The organism is Pseudoxanthomonas sp. LjRoot204_2 (assembly GCF_056175765.1).
Genome location: NZ_JBGFFG010000415.1, coordinates 1 through 2,919, shown reverse-complemented (window position 1 = coordinate 2,919; position 2,919 = coordinate 1). Strand labels below are relative to the sequence as shown.

The following is a 2,919-nucleotide window of genomic DNA, read 5'->3' as shown; positions in this document are numbered from 1 at the left end:
GACTACATCTACAAGGGCGTGAAGTACCGCTCGCGGCTGGCTGAGGATCCCGGCAACCGCCTGCGCATCCGCATTTCCGTCGCCCCCTACCTGGCGCCGTCGCAGCCCACGGCAAGCGGTCCCTGAGTTCCTGCACGGTTGCATGCGCAACCGAATACGTCCTTGCGCTGCGCCGCAGCACATGCGAGCATTCGCGCCCATGAAGATGAACGCACACGCCCATGCAGCCAGCGCGGCCTCCCAGGCCTCGAGCATGACGTCGCGTGCCCGTCGACCGGAATCCTGCATCTAGCTGGGTACCCCGGACGTCGTCGCTTGTTCACCGGAACCCAGCCAGAGGCTGGGTTTTTTCGTTTCTGAAGCCCGTTTTGCCACATTCCCGACACCAGGATGCCGTAATGAAGCACTTCTTGAACACGCAGGACTGGAGCCGCAGCGACCTCGACGCGTTGCTCACGCAGGCCGCCCTCTACAAGCAGAACAAGCTGGGCGACGCGCTGAAGGGAAAGTCCATCGCGCTCGTGTTCTTCAACCCGTCCATGCGCACCCGCACCAGCTTCGAACTGGGTGCTTTCCAGTTGGGTGGCCACGCCGTGGTGCTGCAGCCGGGCAAGGATGCGTGGCCGATCGAGTTCAACCTGGGCACGGTGATGGATGGCGACACCGAGGAGCACATTGCCGAGGTGGCTAAGGTACTGGGGCGTTACGTGGACCTGATCGGCGTGCGCGCCTTCCCGAAGTTCGTCGACTGGGCCTACGACCGCGAGGACATCGTCCTGAAGTCGTTCGCGAAGTATTCGCCGGTGCCGGTGATCAACATGGAGACGATCACCCATCCCTGCCAGGAACTCGCGCATGCGCTCGCGCTGCAGGAGCACTTCGGCACGTCCGACCTGCGCGGCAAGAAGTACGTGCTCACGTGGACCTACCACCCCAAGCCGCTCAACACCGCGGTGGCCAACTCGGCGCTGACCATCGCCACCCGCATGGGCATGGACGTGACCCTGCTGTGTCCCACGCCGGACTACGTGTTGGATGAGCGCTACATGGGCTGGGCCGAGCACAACGTGGCCGAAAGCGGCGGTTCGCTGCAGGTCAGCCATGACATCGAGAGCGCCTATGCCGGCGCCGACGTGGTGTACGCCAAGAGCTGGGGCGCGCTGCCGTTCTTCGGCAACTGGGAGCCCGAGAAGCCGATCCGCGACCAGTACAAGCACTTCATCGTCGACGAGCGGAAGATGGCGCTGACCAACAACGGCGTCTTCAGCCACTGCCTGCCACTGCGCCGCAACGTGAAGGCCACGGACGGCGTGATGGATTCGCCGCAGTGCATCGCCATCGACGAAGCCGAGAACCGCCTGCACGTGCAGAAGGCCATCATGGCCGCGCTGATGCAGCAGTAACCCCTCCGATTCCCGAACAGAACACACCCCCATGAACCAGTCCAAAGACATCGTCCTCGCCTTCTCCGGCGGCCTCGACACCAGCTTCTGCGTGCCCTACCTGAAGGAGCGCGGCTGGAACGTCCACACCGTGTTCGCCGACACCGGCGGCGTGGATGCCGAGGAACGCGCCTACATCGAACAGCGCGCCGCCGACCTGGGCGTGGCCAGCCACGTCACCGTGGATGGCGGCCCGGCGATCTGGGACGGCTTCGTCCGGCCGTTCGTGTGGGCCGGCGAGGGCTACCAGGGGCAGTATCCGCTGCTGGTGTCCGACCGCTACCTGATCGTCGACGCCGCGCTGAAGCGGGCGGCCGAACTGGGCACGAACGCGATTGCGCATGGCTGCACCGGCATGGGCAACGACCAGGTGCGCTTCGATCTCGCGGTCAAGGCCAGCGGCGACTACCGCATCGTGGCGCCGATCCGCGAGATCCAGAAGGAACACACCCAGACCCGCGCCTACGAACAGGCGTATCTCGAAGAGCGTGGCTTCGGCGTGCGTGCCAAGCAGAAGAGCTACACCATCAACGAGAACCTGCTCGGCCTGACCATGTCCGGCGGCGAGATCGACACCTGGTCCGCCCCGGGCGAAGGCGCCCGTGGCTGGTGCGCACCGCGCGCCGAATGGCCGGTGGAACCGTTGCGCGTCACGGTCGGCTTCAAGAACGGCGAGGCGGTCAGCCTGGACGGCCAGCCGGTCGCCGGCGCTGCGCTGCTGGCGAAGTTGAATGCGTTGTTCGCGCCTTACGGCGTGGGCCGCGGCGTCTACACCGGCGACACCGTGATCGGCCTGAAGGGCCGCATCGTGTTCGAAGCGCCGGGCCTGGTGTCGCTGCTGGCGGCGCACCGCGCGCTGGAAGAGGCCGTGCTGACCAAGCAGCAGAACCGTTTCAAGCCCGAGATCGCGCGCAAGTGGGTGGAGCTGGTGTACGAAGGCTTCTACCACGATCCGCTCAAGGCCGACCTGGAGGCGTTCCTGCAGTCTTCGCAGGCCACGGTCAACGGCGAAGTGGTGCTGGAGACCCGCGGCGGCCGTGTCGATGCGGTCGCTGTGAAGTCCCCGCACATCCTCAATGCCAAGGGCGCGACGTACGCGCAGTCGGCCGACTGGGGTGTCGAGGAAGCCGAAGGCTTCATCAAGCTGTTCGGCATGAGCTCGACCCTGTGGGCCGAGATTAATCGCTGATGGTCTTCCTCGCGTTGACACCTGATGGTTTGCAGGATGCGATCGCCATGGCCCTTCCGGGCCGCGACAGCATTTGGTGCAGCGCGTCCGCTATCTCAAGCGCGGCGTTCCAAGCGCATCAAGGCATCGAACTGACGCGCTTCGCGGAGACGATGGTGTTCACCAATGAAGACGACATCGTGCATGCGGTGGACGTCATTGGCGAACATCACCCCGATCAACGCGTATGGATCGAAGCCCGACAGAATCCTTACGGATCACTCGCATGACGGAATTACTGTCCAGCAC

3 protein-coding genes are annotated in these 2,919 nt (G+C 64.8%); all 3 read left to right on the top strand.

Annotated elements, in window-relative coordinates; translation table 11 throughout:
- Positions 1–398 precede the first annotated feature (398 nt).
- Genes AC04L7_RS15750 through AC04L7_RS15740 form a run of 3 tightly spaced genes read left to right on the top strand, consistent with a single transcriptional unit; the run spans position 399 to position 2,900 of the window.
- Positions 399–1,403, top strand: a complete 1,005-nt coding sequence (locus AC04L7_RS15750) for an N-acetylornithine carbamoyltransferase (RefSeq protein WP_435997990.1) — start codon at positions 399–401, stop codon at positions 1,401–1,403.
- A 31-nt stretch (positions 1,404–1,434) separates the two neighbouring features.
- Complete coding sequence (locus AC04L7_RS15745; RefSeq protein ID WP_299342062.1) at positions 1,435–2,631, top strand: argininosuccinate synthase; 1,197 nt, start codon at positions 1,435–1,437, stop codon at positions 2,629–2,631.
- Complete coding sequence (locus AC04L7_RS15740; RefSeq protein WP_299342065.1) at positions 2,631–2,900, top strand: hypothetical protein; 270 nt, start codon at positions 2,631–2,633, stop codon at positions 2,898–2,900. The genes AC04L7_RS15745 and AC04L7_RS15740 overlap by 1 nt, the downstream gene beginning before the upstream one ends.
- The last annotated feature ends 19 nt before the right edge of the window (positions 2,901–2,919 follow it).

Bases quoted from the DNA above. Each gene is read 5' to 3' on its own strand.
- AC04L7_RS15750 (WP_435997990.1), top strand. From the start codon at position 399: ATGAAGCACTTCTTGAACACGCAGGACTGGAGCCGCAGCGACCTCGAC.
- AC04L7_RS15745 (WP_299342062.1), top strand. From the start codon at position 1,435: ATGAACCAGTCCAAAGACATCGTCCTCGCCTTCTCCGGCGGCCTCGAC.
- AC04L7_RS15740 (WP_299342065.1), top strand. From the start codon at position 2,631: ATGGTCTTCCTCGCGTTGACACCTGATGGTTTGCAGGATGCGATCGCC.